21 protein-coding genes are annotated in these 22,833 nt (G+C 43.1%); 5 read left to right on the forward strand and 16 right to left on the reverse strand.

The genetic code is table 11. The annotated features are described in order from the left end of the window. Positions 1–230 precede the first annotated feature (230 nt). From IGJ12_RS11335 to IGJ12_RS11355, 5 genes are all read right to left on the reverse strand, one after another. On the reverse strand, positions 231–1,001 hold the full coding sequence (locus IGJ12_RS11335; protein ID WP_016613561.1) for a C39 family peptidase: 771 nt from the start codon (positions 999–1,001) through the stop codon (positions 231–233). A gap of 138 nt (positions 1,002–1,139) precedes the next feature. Further along, positions 1,140–1,751 carry a hypothetical protein gene (locus tag IGJ12_RS11340; protein WP_005225537.1) on the reverse strand — a complete coding sequence of 204 codons (612 nt, stop codon included), beginning with the start codon at positions 1,749–1,751 and terminating at the stop codon, positions 1,140–1,142. Positions 1,752–1,870: 119 nt separating this feature from the next. Beyond that, entirely contained in the window at positions 1,871–2,758 is an 888-nt protein-coding gene (rsmA, locus tag IGJ12_RS11345; protein WP_005234815.1) for a 16S rRNA (adenine(1518)-N(6)/adenine(1519)-N(6))-dimethyltransferase RsmA, read from the reverse strand. Further along, complete coding sequence (gene rnmV, locus IGJ12_RS11350) at positions 2,755–3,327, reverse strand: ribonuclease M5 (protein WP_005234813.1); 573 nt, start codon at positions 3,325–3,327, stop codon at positions 2,755–2,757. Before rnmV ends, rsmA begins: the two co-directional genes overlap by 4 nt. Then, on the reverse strand, positions 3,320–4,090 hold the full coding sequence (locus IGJ12_RS11355; RefSeq protein ID WP_016613564.1) for a TatD family hydrolase: 771 nt from the start codon (positions 4,088–4,090) through the stop codon (positions 3,320–3,322). Before IGJ12_RS11355 ends, rnmV begins: the two co-directional genes overlap by 8 nt. Positions 4,091–4,275: 185 nt before the next feature. Here IGJ12_RS11355 and IGJ12_RS11360 point away from each other — a divergent pair, with 185 nt between their 5' ends. From IGJ12_RS11360 to IGJ12_RS11370, 3 genes are all read left to right on the forward strand, one after another. After that, a complete protein-coding gene (locus IGJ12_RS11360; protein WP_016613566.1) occupies positions 4,276–4,992 on the forward strand; it encodes a hypothetical protein in 717 nt (238 codons plus the stop codon). A 173-nt stretch (positions 4,993–5,165) separates the two neighbouring features. Then, positions 5,166–6,026, forward strand: a complete 861-nt coding sequence (locus tag IGJ12_RS11365) for a metallophosphoesterase (protein ID WP_005234806.1) — start codon at positions 5,166–5,168, stop codon at positions 6,024–6,026. 134 nt (positions 6,027–6,160) lie between these two features. Beyond that, positions 6,161–6,334, forward strand: a complete 174-nt coding sequence (locus tag IGJ12_RS11370) for a hypothetical protein (protein WP_016613567.1) — start codon at positions 6,161–6,163, stop codon at positions 6,332–6,334. 29 nt (positions 6,335–6,363) lie between these two features. Here IGJ12_RS11370 and IGJ12_RS11375 read toward each other — a convergent pair whose 3' ends face one another. Then, entirely contained in the window at positions 6,364–8,121 is a 1,758-nt protein-coding gene (locus IGJ12_RS11375; protein ID WP_087627167.1) for a metal ABC transporter permease subunit, read from the reverse strand. Position 8,122: 1 nt separating this feature from the next. Beyond that, the gene (locus tag IGJ12_RS11380; protein ID WP_005234801.1) at positions 8,123–8,845 is read right to left on the reverse strand and encodes a metal ABC transporter ATP-binding protein; all 723 of its coding nucleotides are present in this window, start codon (positions 8,843–8,845) and stop codon (positions 8,123–8,125) included. A gap of 572 nt (positions 8,846–9,417) precedes the next feature. On the opposite strand from IGJ12_RS11380, the gene IGJ12_RS11385 reads away from it, so the two are divergent. Then, positions 9,418–10,932: a flavocytochrome c gene (locus IGJ12_RS11385; RefSeq protein ID WP_008378933.1), complete on the forward strand. Its 1,515-nt coding sequence runs from the start codon at positions 9,418–9,420 to the stop codon at positions 10,930–10,932. Positions 10,933–11,024: 92 nt separating this feature from the next. On the opposite strand, the gene IGJ12_RS11390 is transcribed toward IGJ12_RS11385, so the two are convergent. From IGJ12_RS11390 to IGJ12_RS11405, 4 genes are all read right to left on the reverse strand, one after another. Further along, complete coding sequence (locus IGJ12_RS11390) at positions 11,025–13,082, reverse strand: beta-galactosidase (RefSeq protein WP_430619042.1); 2,058 nt, start codon at positions 13,080–13,082, stop codon at positions 11,025–11,027. A gap of 9 nt (positions 13,083–13,091) precedes the next feature. After that, a complete protein-coding gene (locus IGJ12_RS11395; RefSeq protein WP_008378938.1) occupies positions 13,092–13,946 on the reverse strand; it encodes a sugar ABC transporter permease in 855 nt (284 codons plus the stop codon). Position 13,947: 1 nt separating this feature from the next. After that, on the reverse strand, positions 13,948–15,183 hold the full coding sequence (locus IGJ12_RS11400; RefSeq protein WP_016613570.1) for a carbohydrate ABC transporter permease: 1,236 nt from the start codon (positions 15,181–15,183) through the stop codon (positions 13,948–13,950). A 139-nt stretch (positions 15,184–15,322) separates the two neighbouring features. Next, a complete protein-coding gene (locus tag IGJ12_RS11405; protein WP_086373165.1) occupies positions 15,323–16,594 on the reverse strand; it encodes an extracellular solute-binding protein in 1,272 nt (423 codons plus the stop codon). A gap of 255 nt (positions 16,595–16,849) precedes the next feature. Between IGJ12_RS11405 and IGJ12_RS11410 the strand changes: the two genes are divergently transcribed. Beyond that, entirely contained in the window at positions 16,850–17,848 is a 999-nt protein-coding gene (locus tag IGJ12_RS11410) for a LacI family DNA-binding transcriptional regulator (protein ID WP_430619043.1), read from the forward strand. An 82-nt stretch (positions 17,849–17,930) separates the two neighbouring features. Here the strand turns inward: IGJ12_RS11410 and IGJ12_RS11415 are convergent, their stop codons facing one another. The 5 genes from IGJ12_RS11415 to IGJ12_RS11435 form a co-directional block, all read right to left on the reverse strand. Then, complete coding sequence (locus IGJ12_RS11415; protein ID WP_420657639.1) at positions 17,931–18,452, reverse strand: GNAT family N-acetyltransferase; 522 nt, start codon at positions 18,450–18,452, stop codon at positions 17,931–17,933. Between the two features lie 17 nt (positions 18,453–18,469). Beyond that, positions 18,470–19,231 (reverse strand): YibE/F family protein, encoded by a 762-nt coding sequence (locus tag IGJ12_RS11420; RefSeq protein ID WP_430619044.1) that lies wholly within the window; start codon positions 19,229–19,231, stop codon positions 18,470–18,472. Continuing rightward, entirely contained in the window at positions 19,228–20,259 is a 1,032-nt protein-coding gene (locus tag IGJ12_RS11425) for a YibE/F family protein (RefSeq protein ID WP_430617290.1), read from the reverse strand. Before IGJ12_RS11425 ends, IGJ12_RS11420 begins: the two co-directional genes overlap by 4 nt. A 168-nt stretch (positions 20,260–20,427) precedes the next feature. Beyond that, on the reverse strand, positions 20,428–21,387 hold the full coding sequence (locus IGJ12_RS11430) for a D-2-hydroxyacid dehydrogenase (RefSeq protein ID WP_218193209.1): 960 nt from the start codon (positions 21,385–21,387) through the stop codon (positions 20,428–20,430). Next, the gene (locus tag IGJ12_RS11435; RefSeq protein ID WP_008378950.1) at positions 21,384–22,715 is read right to left on the reverse strand and encodes an APC family permease; all 1,332 of its coding nucleotides are present in this window, start codon (positions 22,713–22,715) and stop codon (positions 21,384–21,386) included. The genes IGJ12_RS11430 and IGJ12_RS11435 overlap by 4 nt, the downstream gene beginning before the upstream one ends. Positions 22,716–22,833 lie beyond the last annotated feature (118 nt).

A 22,833-nucleotide genomic window follows, 5' to 3' on the forward strand; every position in this document is an offset into this window, starting at 1 on the left:
ATGATACTTGGCGCTGTAACGGGCGCATGCCGTTTTGCTGGCGTGAACCAACAAAAAAACTCAGAGCTCATCTTCACTGATCACCGCATGTCTCCTTTTTCACCAACCGGAGTCTCTGTACCTTTGTTGATCTGCTACTCTTCTCTTCAACGTTATCGAATTCTTTGTTTAATTTTAAAAAATTATAATTGTTTTTTCATTTACTGTCAACGGCAAGTTGAGACTTTTTCTTAGATTTCTTCTAAATATAAGTATTGCTGACCCATTTTTTCATAGATCGCTGCTAAGTCTTCTTTGCTGACTTCGCGATCCTTATGCCCATAAGGGTCGTTGACATACATCGTATCACCATCGATGCCAGTGATCACTACCGAATGGATCAATGCAGTCACAAGGATTTCGCCATTTTGGGTATTCCATTGAAAGAAATCAGCATCGGTAGGTACTTGTAATTCTAACGTCGCGATCATCCAAACTGGTTTCCCAGATTGCAGGACTTTGACAATCTCATCAAAACTTTTGTCTCGTCCACTAACGACTTCATATTGCTCTTTTACAATACTTTCGGCGACATCAGTGATCGGTTCTACGTCAACACCCATCGCGCTATCGCCGCCATAGATGTTTCCAACAAAGCCTTCTCGCGGATCTCCATGGTGATTATAATCCTCATAAAGTGGGACATACACTAATTCTTCTGCCAATTGATTTTTATTGGTATCAAATCCGTAAAAATTCAAGAGCATCGATAAAGCCGTTACTTCACAACCATTTCCTAACGTAACTTCATCGAATTGATTTTCTAACGGAACGTCCAATTGAATAACGTCACTGTATTCAGGCTCTGGTGTTTGTTCTTCATCCGAAAGTGCTAGTGTCAATTCATCCTCTATCTTTTCAAAGGGGGACTGCCCATTCTTACTGTCATAAAAAATCAGCAGAAAGAAGAGCATCAAGACGAACATACCTAAAAGTAACCGTTTTAACTTTTTCTTCTTCATCTACTTCCTCCTCTTTTATATTATAACTTATTTCTGTTTATTATTTCACTATAATAAACGTTTTAAGAGGGAGTATTTTCTTAATCTAAACACAAAAAAATAGACCCGTTTACGCAGCGGATCTATTCAAACTGGCGCTTATGCCGCTTTCTTCTGTTTCTGAATAAAGCGTCCTTTTGCTTTTGAAAACGAACGAATATCAAATTGTTTGCTTAAGGCACCTGCAACAAAATAAGCCAAATTGAAATCGATCAAGCTATGGATCAAGCCACCGATCCCCATCAAAACGAACAAGAAATAGTAGAAATTGCCATCGAATGCTGTCCCTGGTACATTTCCTGTGAAGTAAAAGGCGGCAACGACTGCCATTTCAACGGCAGAATGAATCAGTCCGATAATCAAGTTAAAGCTCTGAAATTTGATATTCAATAAAGAGGGTTTGCCATTTTTCAGTAAAATATCTGGGTGCTTCTGTAAATAAAAGGCACCGATGACTGCAAAAACAACATGGGACAATGCCCGTAATGCAATGATTGGTGGTAGTGTTAAGAAAAAGCCAAAGGTCGTTCCTAAAGCTACAGCGATCGCCATCGCTGGTGAAAAGAACATCGCCACAAATACGGGAACATGGCTAGCTAAGGTAAAAGATGCAGGTCCGATGACGATTTTGGGCATTACCATGGGAATGACGATCCCCATGCCTATTAACAATGCAGCGATCGTTAAATGGCGGATGGAATGATTTTTCATTTATACTCTCTCCTTCAATGTGTCATGACAGTTCTGTCTTGCTTATTCTACTGGTATTTCCACAAGGTGTCAAGACACAAAAAAAACGAATGTTTATTCAACATCCGTTTTTATAGAAGTTATCCTTTGCGCGCTTGCATTTCATTGCTTAATTTGGCAAATTCCGCTAACGACAGCGTTTCTCCACGACGTTTCGGATCGATCCCACTTGCTTCTAAACTGTCTGCCAACCACTGTTTGGTTTCTTCATCTTTTCCATAGCTATTTTGCAAATTGTTCCAAAGGGTTTTACGACGCAACTGAAAGGCTGCTTTCGTTAATTTAAAGAACTCTTTTTCATCGGTGACTGCGACCGCTGGTTGTGGACGGCGCGTCAATTTCAAAATAGCCGAATCAACATTCGGTTGGGGTACAAAAACGGTTTTCGGGACGATGAATGCCAGTTTTGCTTCCATGTAGTATTGCACAGCGATCGACAACGAGCCATAGGCTTTGGTCCCGGGAACTGCTGAGATTCGATCAGCCACTTCTTTTTGCATCATCACGACCATTTCATCTACTGGTACCTGAGACTCTAAAAAGTGCATCATGATAGGCGTAGTAATATAATAAGGCAGATTTGCGACAACTTTTAATGAAGCAGCCGTATCGCTGAATTCTGACCGAATGGTCGTTGATAGGTCTGCTTGCAAGACATCTTGATGAATGATCTTTACGTTTGCGTAAGGCTGCATCGTATCAGCTAATACAGGGATCAACCGATCATCGATTTCAAACGCCAACACTTGCTTGGCCTGTTTTGCCAACTGTTCGGTCAGCGCACCGATTCCAGGTCCAACCTCAATGACGTTTGTCGTTTCGTCGATGCCTGCTGTTTCTACGATTTTCCGTAAAATATTCGGTTCTGTTAAGAAGTTTTGTCCTAAACTTTTTTTAAAGGTAAAGCCATGTTTCGCTAAAATCTCTTTGGTTCTTGAGGGGGTTGCTATATCCCGTTCTTCCTTCACAATTCTTCCTCCACTGTTTTCATAGCTTCTGCCAACTCTGCATCGGTGATACGAAACATTGCCAGCCGCTTCTCTAATTGTTTGCCGTTCGTATAGCCGATGCGTAAAAGATCTCCTAGCCGCTCTCGTTTCTCTTTTGCTCCAGCGCCTGCGATCAAGCCATACGCTAATAACTGTTGGCGATCAATGGTTCCTTCACTGACTTCATTTGAAGCAATCGGGGTTACGACTTTTCGCAAGGCTTCTTTCAATGCTTCATGGCTGGCGTGTTCCACGCCCAAACTGCCTTTGCTTTTCGGTGCTGCCTGACTGCGCGGTAAAAAGGCATGCTTGGCATCCGGAACCACTTCCATAATGATTTTGCGGATCTTTTCTCCCGAAAAATCGGGATCGGTAAACACGATGACCCCTCGTGTCTCTTGGGCATGCTCGATTTGATCAAGGATCGTATCATCGATCGCTGAACCGATCGTTTCGATCGTATCTACTTCGAACACTTCTTGCAATCGACGGGTGTCGTCTTTGCCTTCGACGACAATGATTTCTTCGATTTTCGGTTTATCAGTCATTGATCCTAAACAAGCGGTGGGCATTTTTTGTCGTGTAGGCCGCAACATCAGCGACCGCTTCTTGCCGCAGCTCCGCGATTTTATCCACCACATAATGGGTATAGCCGGGTTCATTGCGTTTGCCGCGATAAGGAACAGGGGCTAAATACGGCGCGTCAGTCTCAACGAGTAGCCGATCTTGTGGTACGACTAGTGCAGCTTCTTGTACCTCCGTGGCCTTTTTGAAGGTCACGACACCACTAAAGGAAATGTACATTCCTAGATCCAAGAACTTTTTCGCCCATTCTCCGTCTCCACTAAAGCTGTGCATAATACCACCGATTGTTTGGACTTTTTCATCCTTTAAGATCGCATAGGTATCTTCTAAGGCTTCACGGGTATGAATACTGATGGGCAGCTGATGTTCACGAGCGATTGCCATTTGCCGACGAAAGACCTTTTCTTGAACTTCTTTCGGATCTTCCATCCAATGGTAGTCTAAACCGATTTCACCTAGGGCAACGACTTTTGGTCGTTCCAAGCGCTCTTGCAAATAGGTTTCTACGTGTGGGGTATAAGAACCAGCTTCGGTGGGATGCCAACCGATAATGCTGTAAATGCCAGGATATTCTTTGCTTAATGCTAACGATTTTTCAATCGTTGGCTGATCGAAACCGACGACCGCCATCTCCGTTACTCCTAGTTCATGCGCACGGGCGACGGTTTCGGGAATGTCTTCGTTAAACTGTTCTGCATTCAAATGTGTATGAGAATCAAAAATCATGAAATCTCCTCCTTAGTCCTTCTATACTCTAGCATATTTTGACGGTTTAAGAAACGAATCCTCTCCGCTTTTTTCAGCAGTTTAAGAAAACTTTCAGCAAGCAAAAAAAATCCGCCCAAAGTTGGAGGACGCCGAAGCTGATTTTCTCTATACTGAGGGTAACGAAATCGTATGGAGGTGGAAATATGGAACGATCAAAAATTGATCCCGGCCGCTTTTTTTCTGGCCAAAAAGCAGCAACTAAAGGCACGTTAAAAAATCAATATCACTACTATCGGCAGCAAAATGCCCATCAAGCATTCAATAGCGATTTTCAGCGAAATTTCCAGCAAGATTTCCCCAATTTTGCTACATGGCTAAAACTGCATCAGCAGACGCCACAAAAGAATCAAACAGCGACTTTTTCTCACTGGTTATTGGTTGGTTTCTTCGGACTTTTGACGGCAGCAAGTTTTTCGCAACAGCTCTTATTCCTACTTTTTGTCTTTGTCATAGCTGCTCTCGTCAAAGGCCCAGGCATGATCTTATGGGGCATCGTTTATTCCTTCTTAGTTAGTCTGTTTCCTCCATTGGGTATCGTTCTTTCTGGCTTGTTTTTCTTACTGACCTTGCGTCAATTAACCAAAAATGTCACTTTCGTTTTGACTGCATTGTACTTTTACGGCTATCCGTTTGTCATCACAGCCCTCCAGCACTTCACGAATTGGGACCCGCAATGGCTGTGGGTCGGGAGTATCGGTTTTGCCTTGATCAGTGGCCATTTTGTCTTACAGCAAAACTATCCCTTTGCTTCAAGTAAAAGTCTCGCATGGGCGATCATCTCTGTCCCTTATGATTGTGTCATGGCTTTGATCCCTGTCAAACACAAGGCACGCTTCAAACGATTGGTGAAAATCAAATAATTGCGATCTAGGATACAAAAGATAGGCTGTTGCAGCTTCTTTTGTATCTTTTTTAATGGAAAAATCAAGCGAAATACGATGGATATTTTTTGTTATTTTTGCTTCCGTATGATTGCTTTTTTTGTAAGAATCTACTATGCTAGAAACTAGCAAATCAAAAAAGGAGCCACGCCATGTACACCCTCATTCTTATTGCATTCCTCCTTACGGGCTTGCTAGTTTACTCCTTTATTATTGAACCGCATCTTCTCAAACAACGGCATTATCTCATAAAAAAAGACAAGCGCACCGTCTTAGATATTTCAAAAGCTTATGACCTTTACCAAGCAGAAAGCAATATCGTGATTGCCCATATCAGTGATCTCCATTTTTCTCGTTGGTTTAAACCAAGACGAATGAATCGCATCATTCGATCAACGATCCAAAACAAGCCGGATCTGATCATCATCACGGGGGATCTGATCGATAATTATAAAAAATGGCCGCATCGTTCAACCAAGCGACTGATCGAAAAGCTGAAAAAATTGCAAGCGCCTCTGGGTAAGATCGCAGTTATGGGGAACCATGACCATTTGAATGACGGTCATTACTTTGTTAAGGAAATATACCAGCATGCAGGGTTTACCTTACTTGATAATGAGTCGGTTTTTGGTTCTGATGACAAGACGTCGATGAATATTGTCGGTATCGATATAGAAAGTCCGAAAGTCAGTTTTACCTATGAAGCAACCTTAGCAGAATGGCAGCTGCTTTTGCTCCATGAACCCGATTATGTTTCTCGGATCACCAATCTGCCAAACTACGACTTGATTCTTTCTGGCCATAGCCATGGCGGGCAGATTCGCTTGCCTTTTTATTATGCGAAAACAAAGGGCGCGTTGAAATATACCGATGGGCTCTACCTTTTAGGAAATGAGACCTTATTGAGTGTTTCCAGTGGGGTCGGTATGACCAAGATTCCCGCCCGACTCGGCGTCCCGCCAGAGATCCTTTATTACCATTTAGAACCGCAACAGCAATTGAACGTTTCTTAACTGTTCATCGTTGTAATTGGGAAAAAATCAGCAAATCGTTTCAGCAAACGTTCGATTCGCTGATTTTCTTTTTGCCCCTATCGTGTTAAAATATACCAAATAAATACTTTTAAACAATTAGGAGGAACCAAAAAATGGTCATCTCAGGAACACTCTGGTTTTTAATCGCCTTCTTTGCTTATACAGCCTATGTTTACGGTCAGGGGTTGTACTTTCCTGTCATCGCATTTCTTGCTGCCTTGGTGGGCTGCGGATTTTATCTCTTTGCTTTTCTCCAGCACAAAAATACGACGAAAAAACATCCTTAGCCAGAACGAGCTAAGGATGTTTTTTTGCTTTATTGATTCAAGCCTTGATAAATCGTCTCGAGATTCCACTTCATCATGTTATAGTAGCTGTCGCCTTCTTCTCCCGGTTCTGCAATCGAATCGGTAAAGACGGTTCCGAAAATCGGAATGCCCGCATCACGAGAAACACTTTGCATTGGACGAGTATTGACGCTGCTTTCAACAAACAAGGAAGCGACGGCTGAGTTTTGCAGCTGATCCACTAAGTTTTTGATTTGCGCAGGGGTACCTTCTTCTTCGGTATTGATTTCCCAAATATAGGCAGACGGTACACCATAGGCTTTGGAGAAGTATTTGAAGGCTCCCTCACTGGTGACGATCAATTTCTTCTCTCTAGGAATCGATTGGAAGTTTTCCTTCGCTTGCTGATCCAGTTCTTCTAATGAAGCCAAGTAGCGTTCAAGGTTTTCTTCATAGAAAGAGCGATTGTCAGGGTCCTTTTCGCTCAGGCGTTGAGCGATGTTACGGGCATAGATCATACCGTTTTCTAGATTTAACCAGGCATGAGGATCGGCTTTGCTGTGGTCTTCATCATCAGATAAATAAAGCACATCCACGCCATCACTGACAGCAAAGTAATCTTCATTTTCTACCTTATTGGCATTGTTCATCAATTTGGTAAACCAGCCATTGCCGCCAGTTTCTAGATTCAAGCCGTTGTAAAGGATAAGATCGGCATCGGTCGCTTTTCGAACATCTTCCACTAAAGGTTCATACTCATGGGGATCACGCCCCACCGGTACGATACTGTGAAGATCGATTCGATCACCGGCAATGTTTTCCGTAATATCAGCAATGATCGAATTGGTCGCTACTACTGAAAGCTTCCCTTCTGTTTGGGCCATCTGTCCGTTTTGCTGTGCCAAAAAGAAGCCGCCGGCTACCGCTGCCGTTGCTAAAACCGCTGTCGCTGACCAGCGCTTGACCGGACTGGTCTTTTGTTTTGGTGAGAACAAGAAACCGATCACGAAAAAGGCTCCTGCGGTCAAAACGATACTTGATCCTGCGGCAATATTAAAGCTGTACCCGATAAACAAGCCGATAAATGAAGCGAAACCACCTAGAACCCCTGCGATGACCATCATATGCTTCAATTGTTTTGTATATAAATAAGCCGTTGCTGCTGGAGTGACTAATAAAGCCACGATCAAGATCGTTCCGACGCTTTGCATCGCTGTCACTGAAACCAAAGTTAACAAGAACATCAATAAGTAGTGATAGGCTTGCACTTTCATCCCAAAGGCCTTTGCCATCATCGGATCAAAAGAAGTGATCAGCAGTGGACGGAAGAAGAGGATGATCACTGCCAGCACAAGGATAGCGATAGCGATCGTCAGCCATTTGTCGCTATCTTGCACCGCTAGCACATTCCCAAACAAAATGTGAAACAAATCAGTCGAACTGTTTGCTACCCCAATCAAGATAACCCCTAAAGCTAGAAACGAACTAAAGGTGATACCGATCGCCGTATCACTTTTGATCAGGCTGTTATTGGCGATATAGGTAATAATCATGGAAGCCAAGATCCCAAAGAAGATCGCCCCGACAAAAAAGTGAACGCCGAAGATATAAGACAAGGCTACCCCTGGTAAGACCGCATGAGAGATTGCATCCCCCATCAAGGACATCCCTCGTAAGATGATAAAACAACCAATCACCCCTGCGACGATCCCGATCGCGACTGCCGTGATCAAGGCATTTTGTAAGAAATGATAGTTACTTAAACTCGTAAAAAAGCTTGTCAACATGTTAAACGCCTCCTTTCACGATGATCGCATCGCCAAATGTTTGCTTCAAATTGCTTTCGGTAAAGACTTCACTCACTGGGCCCGCAGCGATCAGGGTTTGATTGAGAAAAACCAAGTAATCAAAGTATTCGGTGATTTTCCCCAGATCATGATGAACGATAAAAATCGTCTTTCCGGCATCTCGCAAGTTACGCAACAGGCCGACGATGATCGCTTCACTGGTGGCATCGATCCCTACAAAGGGCTCATCGAGGAAGATATAGTTAGCATCTTGCACCAACGTTCGAGCAATCAAGACCCGCTGAAACTGCCCACCGGACAATTCCCCAATCTGACGCTCCGCAAAGGATTCCATTTCTACCGCTGCCAGAGCGGCTGTCACTTTCTGCCAATCGTTGGCTGACATTCTTTGGAACATGCGCATCTTAGGATACAAGCCTAAAGATACGACTTCTTTGACTGTGATCGGAAACGTGTAATCAACCGCAGTCTTTTGTTCGACATAGGCAATTTCCTTTTGAAAGTCTTTTAACGCTTTTTTGTTGACACTCATGTTCCCACTGGAAGGGATCAACTTCAACGCCGCTTTGATCAGCGTCGACTTCCCTGCCCCATTTGGTCCGATGATCCCTACGATCGCTGGTTTCTCTACTTGAAACGACAAATCCGAGATCACTTGATGATTGCCATCATAGGCTGCGGATATTTCTGAAAAAGTAATCATTATTTTCACTCCATTTCCATAGTTAAGGATAGTTTATTTATTTTTTAGGTAGACCTAACTTATTTTTATTATACAAGAAAGGATTGGTTTTGCAAGACAGTTCTCTTGTTTTTTTTAAGAAACACCGCAATTTTTTGGCAATGGTTCTTGAAACCCAAGATTCTATCTCTATTTATTGAATAAAAATTGGCGACCACAAATACTGATTCCACTAATTTCTTTCTATCTTTTGATCGCAAAGCGTTTAATTTATTTTCAATAAAAGAGATCGTTCCTCGGCACCTCAGTGACGTACCTTTTTTCAATAACAGAAAAGAGAAAAATCAAATCTCATTTCATACTCCCTTCATGATTAATACCAAACAAATCAAAGAATCAGTAATTCTTCTATTTCCACAAATTCACGAATCTACTCTTTTTTATGATGACCAAGAAACCCTTTCATCTCGACTAAAACGCTTTATAAATTAAACTTTTCTAATTATTATGTGATTTTTCGAACAAAACCTAAAAATAACATGACAACTATGTTAGTCTTTGATTTGGAAAAAGTTTTAGGAGGAATAAAAACAATGAAGAAAATTTTCCAAACACTATTAGTCCTAACCTCGTTAGCAACTTTGAGTGCTTGTGGCGCTGATTCACAAACAAGCAGCAGCACAAGTACTGGTTCATCTGCTAATGAAGAAACAGATGCAACTTCCGCTGCATCTGGTCAAGAATACACAGACCCTAGCGAACTTGCAGACAGCTACGATGTCGTGATTGTCGGTGCGGGTGGCGCTGGAATGGCCGCTGCGATCCAAGCAAAGGAAGCTGGCGCAAACCCAGTTATTTTAGAAAAAATGCCAATTTCTGGTGGGAATACATTGAAATCTTCTGCAGGAATGAACGCTTCAGAAACCAAATTCCAAGAAGCAGAAGGCATTGAAGATTCAAACGATCTATTCTATGAAGAAACATTAGCTGGCGGTCACAACACCAATGATGAAGAATTGTTGCGCTACTTTGTGGATCATTCAGCAGAAGCGATCGATTGGTTAGATTCCATGGGTATCACTTTAGACAACTTAACAACGACTGGCGGGATGAGTGAAAAAAGAACGCACCGTCCATCTGATGGTTCCGCTGTTGGGGAATACTTAGTTGATGGCTTGATGCGCAACATCCATGAATTGGAAATCCCAATTTTTGTAAATGCCGATGTCAAAGAAATCAATGAAGAAGATGGTCAAGTCAACGGGGTGACCGTTGAAGTAGAAGGAAACGAACAAACCATTGATGCCAAAGCAGTTGTCGTTACAACAGGCGGTTTCGGTGCCAATTTCGACATGATCACCGAGTACAAACCAGAATTGGCAGACTACGTGACAACGAACCAAGAGGGTTCGACTGGTGATGGAATCAAAATGATCGAAGCATTAGGCGGACAAACGGTTGATTTAGAACAAATCCAAATTCACCCAACAGTGGATCAGTCTAAATCACTGTTGATCACTGAAGCTGTCCGTGGAGAAGGCGCGATCTTGGTCAATCAAGAAGGCGAACGGTTCTTCAATGAAATGGAAACACGAGACAAAGTCTCTGAAGCGATCATTGCCCTGCCTGAAAAATCAGCAACGTTAGTTTTTGATGCAGGTGTCAAAGAACGCGTAACAGCCATTGATTTTTACGAGCAACAAGGATTAGTCAAATCCGCTGACACGATCGAAGAATTGGCAAAAGAATTGGACATGCCAGAAGCAGCGCTTGCTGAAACGATCGCTACCTGGAACAGCAGTGTGGCTGCTGGTGAAGACGAAGCCTTTGGACGCAGCACAGCAATGGACAACGATTTGTCAACAGGACCTTACTATGCCATCGCTATCGCTCCTGGTATCCACCACACGATGGGCGGCGTGAAGATCAACACCAACACAGAAGTGATCGCTACGGATAACGAGATCATTCCAGGTCTCTTTGCAGCCGGTGAAGTAACTGGTGGGTTGCATGGTGAAAACCGAATTGGCGGAAATGCAGTTGCCGATATCATCATCTTCGGACGCCAAGCAGGAACAAAAGCTGCCGAATTTGCGCAAGAAAATTAAACCATTCTCTATAAAAAAGAAGTACTAACGCTTTTCATCAGCGTTAGTACTTCTTTTTTCTCATATAATTGACACAATAGTTTTTATTGATCTTATGCTGTCACTTTGATGATCTGCACCTCATAAGGCGCCAACTGAAGAAGTTGGCTTGTCGTTTTTCCAGTAAGCAAATCGATTCCTGAAGTTGCTACCTCTACTTCTTGATTTTCTTCGGAAAAATTCATCACAAAATAATAGGTGGTCGGAGCGAGCTGCTCTTGCTGACTTTCTCTACTTTGGATCGACACGTTCGTTGAACCTTGGCGGACCCACTCATTTTGTAAGCGAAGCTGTTGTGTTACTTCTTGATAGAAGTCTTCCAAAAAGGCTTGATCCGTCCGTCCCCCGAGATAGTAGGCACTTCCTTCACCATAATCATTTACGGTCACTGCAGCTTGACCTTGATAAAAATCTGCACCGTACACCCCTAACGTTTGGGCGGTGTTTGTTTGGACAATACTACAATAATCATGAATTTGGTACTGCTGCTCCTTCAATAAAAGCAGATTTTTTTGTTTCGGATATAACGTATCGATTTCTTTCACAGACACACCAAACAGTTCTTCTAACTCTTGGGGCCAGCCCCCTAAATAGGTCAAGTCCGTTTCATTCACGATCCCCGTCAAATAAGTGGAAACCAGTGTCCCGCCATTTTTCGTATACTGTTGAAATTTTTTCATAGTTTCTTTTGGTAAGAGGTAAAGCATCGGAGCGATGATCAATTGGTAAGCATCAAAGTCATGGTCTTTCGTGATGACATCAACCGCGATGTCATGATCCCAAAAATAGCGGTAATGCTCTTGCAACGTTTGTGGGTAGCGTTTGCTCTCTAAACCAAAACCTTGCGCATCATTGAGCGCCCAATTGTTATCCCAATCATAGATGATCGCCACTTTGGCTTTTTTGTGCAATCCCTTGATTTCTTTGATTTCTTCTAAGGCTTTCCCAACTTCTACTACATCTTGAAAAACACGATTTTGTTCGTCGTTGTCATGGTCCACGACAGCCCCATGGAACTTCTCAGACGAGCCTCGAGATTTCCGCCATTGGAAATAAAGATTACTGTCTGAACCGTGAGCAATAAATTGCATAGAAGACAACAGATGCATCCCGGGTCGTTTCGTGCGGTTGACTGGATGCCAATTCACACCACTAGGGGTTGATTCCATGATCAAAAATGGTTGCTTTTTCAAGCTACGATATTGATCATTGATAAACCCAACCTTACTTGCCAAATCGGCTGTCGTTCCCCAATCATTATGCCAAGCAGGATAACAGTCCCAACTAATGACATCCACATGCTGGGCAAATTTTCCATAATCAAGACTATAAAAGGGAATCAACTCACGGGTATCTGCCATGAAATTCGTTGTGATCGGCACATCTGGAGACAAACGACGAATGTCTTTGATCTCATGTTCATAGAAATCAATAGTCTGATCGGTTACAAAACGATGCCAGTCTAGATTTAGTCCATGAACTTGCATTTCGCCGATCGGTGAAGGAGATTCGATTTGCGACCAATCGGTGATGGTATGGCTCCAGAACGGTCCCCACCAGGCCTCATTCAAGGCTGCTAGCGTTTGATACTTCTGCTTGACCCACTGACGAAAGTTTTCTTGGCAAATAGGACAATGACAATCTCCAGAATACTCATTGGAAATATGCCACATCAATAGTGCTGGGTGATCGTGGTAGCGTTCAGCTAATTTCCGATTGATGATCGCCACTTTCTCACGATAGATTGGCGAAGAAAAACAGTGATTGTGTCGCCCACCGTGTAACATTTTTTCCCGTTTTTCATTGGTCCGGAGAACTTCAGGGTATGCTTTAGACAACCAGGCAGGACGCGCACCGCTTGGCGTCGCTAAAATGACGTTACTGTTTCGTTCGGCGAGCTGATCCATGATTTTGTCTAACCATTCAAATTGAAACACCCCTTCTGCTGGCTCTAAGGCACTCCAAGCAAAAATACCAAGGGAAAATGTATTAGCATGAGCTTTTTCCATTAGTTCTAAATCTTTGGCTAAGATCTCGGGATAATTTAGCCACTGGTCAGGATTATAATCCCCACCATGTAAAAAGCGTTCTTCTAAGTTATATCTTATCATCTTCTCTTCCTATCCTTTTGTGCCGCCAGCGGTCAAACCGGTGACAAAATGTTTTTGTAATGCAATAAAGACGAGCGCGATCGGAATACTGATCAAAATGGCCCCTGCCGCAAAAGTCGTATAGCTGGCACCCATTTTATCCGTGACTAATTTGTATAACCCGATGGGTAATGTATAGTACTCAGGATTACGTAAAATCACTGAAGACAGGGCAAAGTCTCCCAGTGGTCCGGTGAAACCATTCATGGCAACCACTGCCAGCATTGGTCGAGATAATGGAATCAAAATTTGCCAGAATATTCGCGTATTGCTTGCACCATCTATCTTGGCACTCTCGTCTAAATCTAACGGAATCGAGTCAAAATATCCTTTCAATAAGTACGTGTTCATGGGAATCTGACCCCCAACGTAAATCAAGATCAGCAACCAATGACTATTGATCAAGCCGAGCATTTGCGCCAGTACAAAAATTGCGATCAAGGCAGAGAACTGCGGGATCATTTGTAGTAGTAAGAACAGCATCAATCCATTTTTACGGCCTGTAAAACGAAACCGTGAAAAGGAATAAGCCGTCATGGAGACAAAGATCAGTGACAGGAACATAGTGCATACACTGATTTTCAATGAATTCAAATACCATTGACTATAATATAGCGAATTGTCGCCAGCAAACAATTTCGTGTAGTGACTTAATGTCGGACTCGTCGGAATCAGACTCGTACTTATTAAACTGTTCCCAGGATTAAAACTAGCACCGATCGTCCATAGTAAAGGGTAGACGATCACCACTACCGTAAAAATCAGTACGAGATACGTCAAGGATAGGCGGACAAATTTTTGTTTTTTCATACTTGCTGCCTTCATGTTATCCAACCTCCTTGAATGAATTTGTTCGGCGGAATTGCCATAAAGCAATCGCGATCACGACGATCGATAAGAGAATCGTCAATGCTGCTGCTAGTGCATATTGACTATTTTGCATCGTGAGCTTATAGATCCATGAAACCAAAATATCGGTACCACCAGCGGTCGAACCAGGAACTGCCGGTCCACCAGAATTAAACAGATAAATGATATTGAAATTGTTGAAATTAAACGTATATTGCGTAATCAAAATTGGTGCCATTGCATAAAGCAGTAATGGCAATGTGATTCGTCGGAATTTTTGCATAGCTGAAGCACCATCGATGGTCGCCGCCTCATACAAATCATCAGGAATGGATTGCAGCGTCCCTGTAGTCACGATAAAAATATACGGAAAGCCTAGCCAGCCTTGAATCAGTAACAAAGCTAAACGGGTCCAATTCGCACTCGTTAGCCAAGGAATCGGTGAAATCTGGAAGAAATTCAAAATCGTATTATTAATCGCACCAAAGGAATCATTGAACATTCCTGAAAATACCAAGATCGTAACAAATCCCGGAACTGCCCATGGGAGGATCAAAATCGTTCGAAAGAACTTTTTGAATCGTAGTTCTTTTTGATGCACCAGCACCGCTAAAAATATTCCGATAGAAACTTGTAGCGTTGAGGCGATCAAGGTCCAGATAACTGTCCAGCCTAGAACATTGAAGAAGGTACTACGCCAAATATCGACAGTAAAAATCTTCTTAAAGGTCTCTAATCCCACCCAATCTGCTAAATTGGCAGGTGCAGAATGATACAGATCATAGTTCGTAAAAGCTAACGCGATACTAAAGAGAATCGGAAAAATAACAGAAAACACGAGTAAGAAAAATGCTGGACTACTCATTAAATAAGGATAGCCTTCTCTTAATAGTGCCTGGTAGCTTTCACGGATAGAGTTGACTGGTAGCTCATTGTCTCTTAATTCGCCGTTTTTATAGGCATCACGGATATTTAAATAATAGAACAACAGACCAAAACCGATGACGATCAAGGCAACTAATCCTTCTGCTAATAAAAAGATGGAATTGTCTCTCGGCACTTCCACGCCTAATGTCACGATGCCCCAAAGTCCCATATTAAATAAATCTTTAAAGACGACAAGATACATAGCAAAAAAGAAGAAAAATAAAGCGCCTTTGATTTTTTGCCGATTATAAAATTGACCGAATCCTGGTATTATCGAGAATAGCATTGCTCGTTTTGCATACGACTGCGTGTTTTTCACATTTTCGCCCCCTGTAAGAAAAAGCCGCTGACAAACGTTTCGTTCGGCATTACTTGATTCCTAGTACTGAATCACCATCCGAAACGTTTGTCCTCGTAACGACTTTTTAGTTTTGAATTGCTGCAATGGCTGATTTGATCTGATCGACTGCCTGTGGTAGAGCTGTTTTCGGTTCAGCCTTTCCAGTAGCAATGGTCTGCAATGCGGCATCCATTGGTTCCCATACTGAATTCATTTCAGTGATCCCAGGCGTTAGTTCTGCGTATTGGGACTGAGCAGCAATGGCTGCAGCACTTTCGCTTTCTTGAACTGCTGGATCATCTGCCAATGAAGCAACCGCTGGTACTTCTTGCGTTTTTTCATAACGGACTTTTGAATTTTCCTCATTGCTGATAAATTTCACGAACGCTTCAGCTAATTCAGGGTTTTGGGAATAACTGCTTACGTTGTAACTTTTGACACCGATAAAGGAGCCCATATGTTCACCATTCCCTAATAATGGCAATTCTTTCACACCATAGTCGATGCCCGCTTCTTTATAAGGAGACAAGTTCCATGGTCCCGAGACGACAGCTGCAGCTTTTCCTTCCGTAAATAAAGAGTCCAACACATTGATTCCTTGTTCACCGACCAATCCGGATGGAAAAACACCTGCATCATAAAACTGTTGGATATAGTCCGCTCCTTCGATCGCACCTTCATTAGCTAATCCAATATCTTCAGGGTCATAGGATCCATCGGCATTCTCGCCAAAAACATACCCGCCATAACCGCTCAATACACCTTGTGCGTAATAAATTTGATCCCATAATGCCAGTAACCCATAACTGTCAGCACCTAAAACAGATTTAGAATACTCTAGCCACTCATCCGTTGTCTGTGGCAAGTCTTCTTCGGAAATTAGTTCTTTGTTATAATACAAAATTTGTGTTTCAACCGCTTTTGGTAAGCCGTAGACTTTGCCATCAACGATTTGCGATTGCATTGCTGATTCCGTATACAGATCTTGTAGCGTTTGATCGACTGTTAATTCTTTCAACAACCCTTCGGTAACTGCTGTACCGATTTGATCACCAGGAATTGTGATGACATCCGCACCTGTACCAGCGGGTCCATCCAATCGTAAATCTTCAATCTGTCCACCATAGGCTTTTTCGACCACTTTGATCGTCACATCGTGTTCTTCTTCAAATTGTTTGACTGCCTCTTCAATCCCAGCTGATTTTGCTTGGTCTTCCCAGACCAATAGATCATAGTCCTTATCGCTGCCACTATTTGCTGCAGTACTATCTGTCCCTTCACTTTGTGGACCGCAAGCACCTAATCCTAAAGCTGCTACACTTAAAAAAAGAACTCGAGACATTTTTTTCATCATCATTTCTCCACCTTTTCTTTATTTTGCAAACGCTATCTTCTCGTTTATAATAAATTATTTTACTTAATATGTAAATAGTTTTACTAAATTAATTTCTTCAATGGAGTAAATAAAAGGATAAAATCAAGGTTTATCACACAAATAATTTTTTCGAAATACCTCTATGTTACTAACTTCCACTATTCAGTAAATATATTTAGTAAATTCATTTACTTGGTAAAGTTGTTAGCGTATACTAGAAGAAAGAGGTGAAGAAGATTGGTTACAATAAAAAAAATTGCCGAGCAATCAGGCTTTTCACAAGCGACTGTTTCCCGATTATTGAAAGGCGACGAATCGTTGTCGATCGCAGCCGATACGCGTCAAAAAATTATTCATACCGCTTTATCACTAGGTTATGATCGCTCAAAAATAAAAACAACACTAGAAAAAATCGCCGTCCTTTTCTGGCTGACAGAACAAGAAGAGCTTCAAGATGTCTATTTTCGACAATTGCGAATCTCTTTAGAAAAATATGCGAAAATCAACAATTTGGAAATTCAACTAATCACCCATGAAGATGATGTTTTAGAAACACTGCAAGAAGTCGCCGGATTTATTGGGATTGGCTCTTTCACTGAGAATGAAACGCAGCAGTTCAAATCCGTTTGCCCCTATGGCGTCCTTTTGGAAATCAACCCCTGTCCAGAGCTGTTCGATACGGTCAAACCTGATACTGATCGAATGACGCAACTGGCGATCGATCTATTTTTAACAAAAGGATACCGAAAGATCGGCTTTATTGGTGGTGCTTATCTAAATCCTGATACCCAACGTGCAGAAATGGATAGTCGCGAGGTCATCTTCCGTCAAACGCTGGCTCGTCGAGACGCCCTCGATGAGGCGTTCTTATTTAGTGGTGGCAATTTTTCCGTTGAAACCGGCTATCGTTTGGCGAAAAAAATGGTGGAATCCCTTGGTGACAATTTGCCAGAGGCGCTCTTTGTGGCTTCTGACACCATCGCAGTTGGTGTGCTCCAAGCGTTAAATGAACGATCTATCATCATTCCTGATTGCTTGGAATTAATCAGTATCAATGACAATGAGATCGCAAAATTTGTGGCTCCCCCACTAACAACGTTTAACATCGATGTGGAGGAAATCGCCAAAACCGCGATCGATTTGCTGGTGGATCAGATCGTTCATCCTCGAGCGATCACCAAAACAGTCCTTTTAGGGGCTGAACTCATCGAGCGAAAAAGCTTTACGCAAGCTTAAAAAACGCCCCTAGAAAGTTAGGAAAAGCTAACTTTCTAGGGGCGTTTCATTGTCTAAATCGAAAAAAGCATTCTTTCGTTTTTCACATCTCTTTCGCCACAGCATACACAAGATGCGGCATGTCCACTTGTCGATAGTGTTTAACAAAGCGATCCACCAGCTTCATTCCATTGCGCAATGCCACATTTATGGAGGCTTGATTGGACTCACGAATGATCGAATAAACAATATCGGCATTCAGCGTTGCAAACGCATAGTCTTTACAGGCCTGGGCGGCTTCTGTGGCAAACCCATGATGCCAGAAGTTCTTTTGAAACAAGTACCCAATTTCTAAAACGGCTTCTCCCTTGACGTCTTGCCATGTCAACCCGCATTGACCGATCGCTTGCCCGGATGCTTTCTCAATCACTAGCCACAAGCCAATGTGATCGTTTTGATAGTGTTGCAGCTGTTTGTCGATCCAACCAGTGACTTCTTGCTCACTGAAGGGTCCTTCATAGGCAATCATAACTTCTGGATCTTGCAAAATCTTTTCAATCGCTGGTCGATCGTCATGACTCATTTCTCGCAGCACTAATCGCTTAGTTTCAATTAGTGGTTCCATGGTGGTTGCGCTCCTTCCTATTCCATTCGGTTTCTTTTCAAAAAATACCAACTTGCTGCCCATGCGGTGATGGGTAAAATAATCACCGCTGCCAGACCCGTGATCAAACAAACGACCAATTCTGAGACGAACGCCTTCGAATTGAGCATTTCACCAAAGGAGATCGACAAATCTTGAAACCACGCAATCAACGCCAGATTACTTCCCATAAAGGCAAACAATAAGGTATTGATCGTCGAAGACAATACGTCTGATACCACTGTCATACTACTTTTACTTAATGCCTTGATTGAGACTTGCGGGTTTGCTTGAAAAAGTTCATAGGTCGCAGTGCTGATCGCCATACTCCCATCTGCCACCGCCCCCGAAAAACTCATCAAAATGATCGCAGTCATCAATGTCTTAAAATCGATAGCTACATCAAAGGAATACATCGCCAACTCATCGAGTTCCTCTGCCGAAAACCCATGAAGATTCATTGCAGAGAGCACAAGAGGAAATAATAGTAGAAAAAGCCCTAGAAAGACCAACACACAGACAAAGGCAATTTTGGTTTTCTGATTGACGCCGTTCACGAAAAACAAGGTGATCGCCGCCACGGCTAAAAAGGCAACACAAGCCGCTGGTAAAATCGGTGCCCCTCGGTCAATCAGGACCAGTAGCGCTAGAAAGACGGCCACATTCATAAACAGACCTGTGACTTGAAACAGCCCTTCGATCCGAAAAACAGCGAAAGTCAGCAAGAGAAAAAGCAAGATCAACACAAACAAAACAGTCATTTTGCTTTCCTCCTTTGTAGTTCAAAGCAAAGAAGCGTCAACGGTACCGATAAAACCAGCGCAAAGCCGCCGCATAATGTACGCACTATTTCTAAAGAAAGATGCATCGGCAATGCTTGCGACAGCAGCCAGCCATTTGCTAGGTAAAACAATAGCGCTGGCATACTCCCACTTAAATAGGCAAACAACAAGACATTGATCATCGAAGAAGTCGTATCTTGCGCGATGGACCGACCGATCGCTAATCGTTCCTTGCGGCTCGTCTGGGGATTGATGCGTTGGATCTCATCTAAACTGGCAATCAGCATGACGATATTGTCCATGCTGGCACCAATCGCGCCAATCAGCAGACTCCCTAGATAGACACTGCGATACGGACGGGTCAGAAACGACATTTCTTCATAGCGCAACCCATGATCTTGCAAAAGATCCATGGCGAACCGACAGAGAAAAAACGCCAAGAGGACGCTGGCTAACGAGGCAATGATTTTGCGGCTGTCGATCGTACGAAAGCCATAGGAAATCCCCATCGTCAAAACCAACGAGACGATCGTAAAAACGATCATCAAAAAGACCAATGAAAAGGAGCTGTTGCCTTTGTGAAACCAAAGAAAAAGGAGCAGCAAGCCAGTATTCACAAAGATACTAAGCAAAGCCCGTAAGCCCTTTTTGCCACCAATTGCGACTACTGCCATCAGGAATAAGGCAAGGAAGAAAAAGAGATACCCATCCCGTTTTTGTGCTTGTACCTGCCAGCCATCCCCTTCTTTTTGCAAAAGCAGCTGTTGTCCGTTCTGATACAACGGATGAATCGCACCGTTGGGGGTGTATTGCGTAGTGACTGTCCGCAGTACCCCAGCTTCTTCTCCGTTGCGAAGGATCCCTTGAATCTGCTGCTGATCGGCTGTGACTTGAACCGTCTGTACTTCTATAATCGGCTGTGCATAAAAGCGGCTACTTTGGGTTTGGATCAGCCAGCTAAAGACAACCAAGCTGATAAAGACCGCTAGATAATAATACTTTTTCAAGACCGTCTCCTTTCTTTTTCAGCAAAAAAAGACTTAGACAAACCACCAGTCCTACGACCGACCACCTTATGAGGCTAGATGACTGGTCGAAATGGTTACTGTGTTGGCGAGACTAACTGCTTTACTAGTCGCCTGCTTTGTCAAAGTCCTTTTAATTGCTCGTTTTGCTTACACGACATTTTGCGCTGTACCTGCTTTAAAGCCGCTTAGGTTCGCCACAGCGATCCCCATCAAACGACGTCGGGTTTCGACGGGCGCCCAAGCGATATGCGGCGTCAAATAGCAATTTGGTGCTTGCAACAAGGGATTGTCCGCTGCAATCGGTTCTTTCGAGACGACATCTGCCGCCAAGGCTGCAATCTGCCCGGTTTTCAGCGCTTCAGCAACTGCTGCTTCATCAATCAAGCCGCCACGCGAGGTATTGATCAGGATCGCAGAAGGTTTCATTTGTGCCAAAGCTGTGCGATCGATCATTTTTTCTGTCTCAGGAAACTGTGGAACATGAAGGCTAATGATATCTGCTTCTTGATACAGTTCCGCCAACGACACTTGTTTTGCCCAAGCAGCTTGTGCTGGTTTTGGTCGATGATTAAAGTAGATTACTTTCAATTGAAACGCATGTGCGATCGTGGCAACTGCTTGAGCGATCGCACCATATCCAATCAGCCCAATCGTTTTGCCTGCCAATTCCATCAATGGCGTCTGCCAATAAGAAAAATCTTTGCTGGTTTGCCAGTCACCCTGATGCACGGAACGATTATGGTGTCCCACTTGGTTCGTCACTTCCAGCAGCAAAGCAAAGGTCGCTTGTGCCACTGCATTGGTACTGTAGCTAGGAATATTGGTCACGGTGATTCCTTGTTCCCTCGCTGCTGCCAAATCAACGACATTGTATCCAGTTGCTAGTACCCCAATGTAGGTCAATTGCGGACATGCTTTGAGCACATCAGCGGTGATCGGTGTTTTATTTGTCAAAATCGCTTCGGCATCACCGATTCGCTCAATTATTTCTTGTTTATCTGTATATGAGGTACGATCATACACCGTCACCTCTCCTAATTCTTCAAACCCTTGCCAAGCCAAATCCCCTGGATTCAACGCATAGCCATCAAGTACAACGATCTTCATTCTTTCGCCCCTCTCGCTTTTCCTTTTGCTTTTCCATAAAAAACGGGAATTCCTAGTAATGTCACGCCGATTCCCACGACTGCTAACCACGTGTCAGTGATCAAGGTCATGATCAAGATAAAACAGCCACCTAAAATCGCAATCAAGGGAATGATTGGATAGAAGGGAACTTTATACGGACGCTTCATCTGTGGTTCTGTTTTTCGCAAACGAAAAACTCCTACAAACAATAATACACTAAAGAACCACATAACAAAAACCAGCATATCGGTCAAAAGATCAAAGGTGCCTAAAAGCATCATGATACAAGCGATCCCTAATTGTAAAAAGGCCGCCGCATAGGGTGCATTGGTGGTTTTGCTTAGGGTCGCAAAGGTCTTACTGAAAGGAATCTCATCTTCCAACGCCATCGCATATGGGACCCGCAAGCCAGTCATTGTATAGCCGTTCAATGCGCCATAAACAGAGATCAAGATACCGATCGTGACCAGTTTTCCGCCAAAACTGCCGAACAAGGCCATCGCAGTTTCTGAGGCACTGTTCAAATTACCAGCGATTTGATCGATCGGCAATGTTTTTAAAAACGCAACATTGATCAACACGTACACCAAGGTGACAAAACTCAACCCAAAGATGATGGCTTTAGGCAAATCTTTTTCGGGTCGCTTCATTTCTCCAGCGACATTGCCGACCCCCATCCAGCCATCATAAGCAAAAAGGGTTGCTAAGAGGGCACTACTGATACCAGCTGCAAGGGAGCCTTGAGTATTGGAAGAAAAATCCACCAATGAGACCGATACTTGACCTGGTGTCATCAGGCCAGCCACGATAATCACCGCAATCGGAATCAGCTTGACTGCTAAGGTGACGGACTGGACTTGAGCTGCAGCTTTTGTTCCCAAAAGATTAATCAAGGTCACACTCGTTCCGGTCAAAATCGATAAAGGAAGCAAATAATTGCTAGGTAGATGAAATAAGTTCAAACATTGTGTTGCGAAAATAATACTTAAAGCCGCCACGTTCGCTGGAAAGTAAATGATACTTTGTGCCCAGCCTAATAAAAAGGAGGGTAATTTCCCATAAATTCTTTCGATATATCGAATAGGTCCGCCGGTCTCAGGAATCGCCGTCGCTAACTCTGCCACGGTCAAGCCGCCGCAAATCGTTAGAAAGCCGGCAAGCAGCCAAACCAACAAGGTCAATCCAGTCGATTGGGTCTGCTGGACCACAGCCGCTGCTTTGAAAAACACGCCGGCGCCAATCACCGTTCCCATTACTGTCGATAATGCCCCAAAAAAACTGATTTCTTTTTTCAATTGACTTTTCACAACATCACTTCCTTTTTAAATGAATAAGTCAAAGTATAGCGGATAGAAACTATCTTGACTAGAGGAATTTCAGAAAACAAAAAGCAAATACCATGAAAAGACGGCATTTGCTCCAAAA

Origin of the sequence: Enterococcus sp. DIV0802b (assembly GCF_050543535.1) — a bacterium.
Taxonomy (GTDB): domain Bacteria; phylum Bacillota; class Bacilli; order Lactobacillales; family Enterococcaceae; genus Enterococcus_D; species Enterococcus_D entomosocium.

Excerpts from the sequence above, each read along its gene's own strand:
- IGJ12_RS11335 (WP_016613561.1), bottom strand. The coding sequence starts at position 1,001 with ATGAAGAAGAAAAAGTTAAAACGGTTACTTTTAGGTATGTTCGTCTTG.
- IGJ12_RS11405 (WP_086373165.1), bottom strand. The coding sequence starts at position 16,594 with ATGATGATGAAAAAAATGTCTCGAGTTCTTTTTTTAAGTGTAGCAGCT.
- IGJ12_RS11380 (WP_005234801.1), bottom strand. The coding sequence starts at position 8,845 with ATGATTACTTTTTCAGAAATATCCGCAGCCTATGATGGCAATCATCAA.
- rnmV (WP_005234813.1), bottom strand. The coding sequence starts at position 3,327 with ATGACTGATAAACCGAAAATCGAAGAAATCATTGTCGTCGAAGGCAAA.
- IGJ12_RS11420 (WP_430619044.1), bottom strand. The coding sequence starts at position 19,231 with ATGACTGTTTTGTTTGTGTTGATCTTGCTTTTTCTCTTGCTGACTTTC.
- IGJ12_RS11340 (WP_005225537.1), bottom strand. The coding sequence starts at position 1,751 with ATGAAAAATCATTCCATCCGCCATTTAACGATCGCTGCATTGTTAATA.
- IGJ12_RS11430 (WP_218193209.1), bottom strand. The coding sequence starts at position 21,387 with ATGAAGATCGTTGTACTTGATGGCTATGCGTTGAATCCAGGGGATTTG.
- IGJ12_RS11400 (WP_016613570.1), bottom strand. The coding sequence starts at position 15,183 with ATGCTATTCTCGATAATACCAGGATTCGGTCAATTTTATAATCGGCAA.
- IGJ12_RS11395 (WP_008378938.1), bottom strand. The coding sequence starts at position 13,946 with ATGAAGGCAGCAAGTATGAAAAAACAAAAATTTGTCCGCCTATCCTTG.
- IGJ12_RS11360 (WP_016613566.1), top strand. The coding sequence starts at position 4,276 with ATGGAACGATCAAAAATTGATCCCGGCCGCTTTTTTTCTGGCCAAAAA.
- IGJ12_RS11390 (WP_430619042.1), bottom strand. The coding sequence starts at position 13,082 with ATGATAAGATATAACTTAGAAGAACGCTTTTTACATGGTGGGGATTAT.
- IGJ12_RS11375 (WP_087627167.1), bottom strand. The coding sequence starts at position 8,121 with ATGTTGACAAGCTTTTTTACGAGTTTAAGTAACTATCATTTCTTACAA.
- IGJ12_RS11385 (WP_008378933.1), top strand. The coding sequence starts at position 9,418 with ATGAAGAAAATTTTCCAAACACTATTAGTCCTAACCTCGTTAGCAACT.
- IGJ12_RS11415 (WP_420657639.1), bottom strand. The coding sequence starts at position 18,452 with ATGGAACCACTAATTGAAACTAAGCGATTAGTGCTGCGAGAAATGAGT.
- IGJ12_RS11370 (WP_016613567.1), top strand. The coding sequence starts at position 6,161 with ATGGTCATCTCAGGAACACTCTGGTTTTTAATCGCCTTCTTTGCTTAT.
- IGJ12_RS11355 (WP_016613564.1), bottom strand. The coding sequence starts at position 4,090 with ATGATTTTTGATTCTCATACACATTTGAATGCAGAACAGTTTAACGAA.
- IGJ12_RS11365 (WP_005234806.1), top strand. The coding sequence starts at position 5,166 with ATGTACACCCTCATTCTTATTGCATTCCTCCTTACGGGCTTGCTAGTT.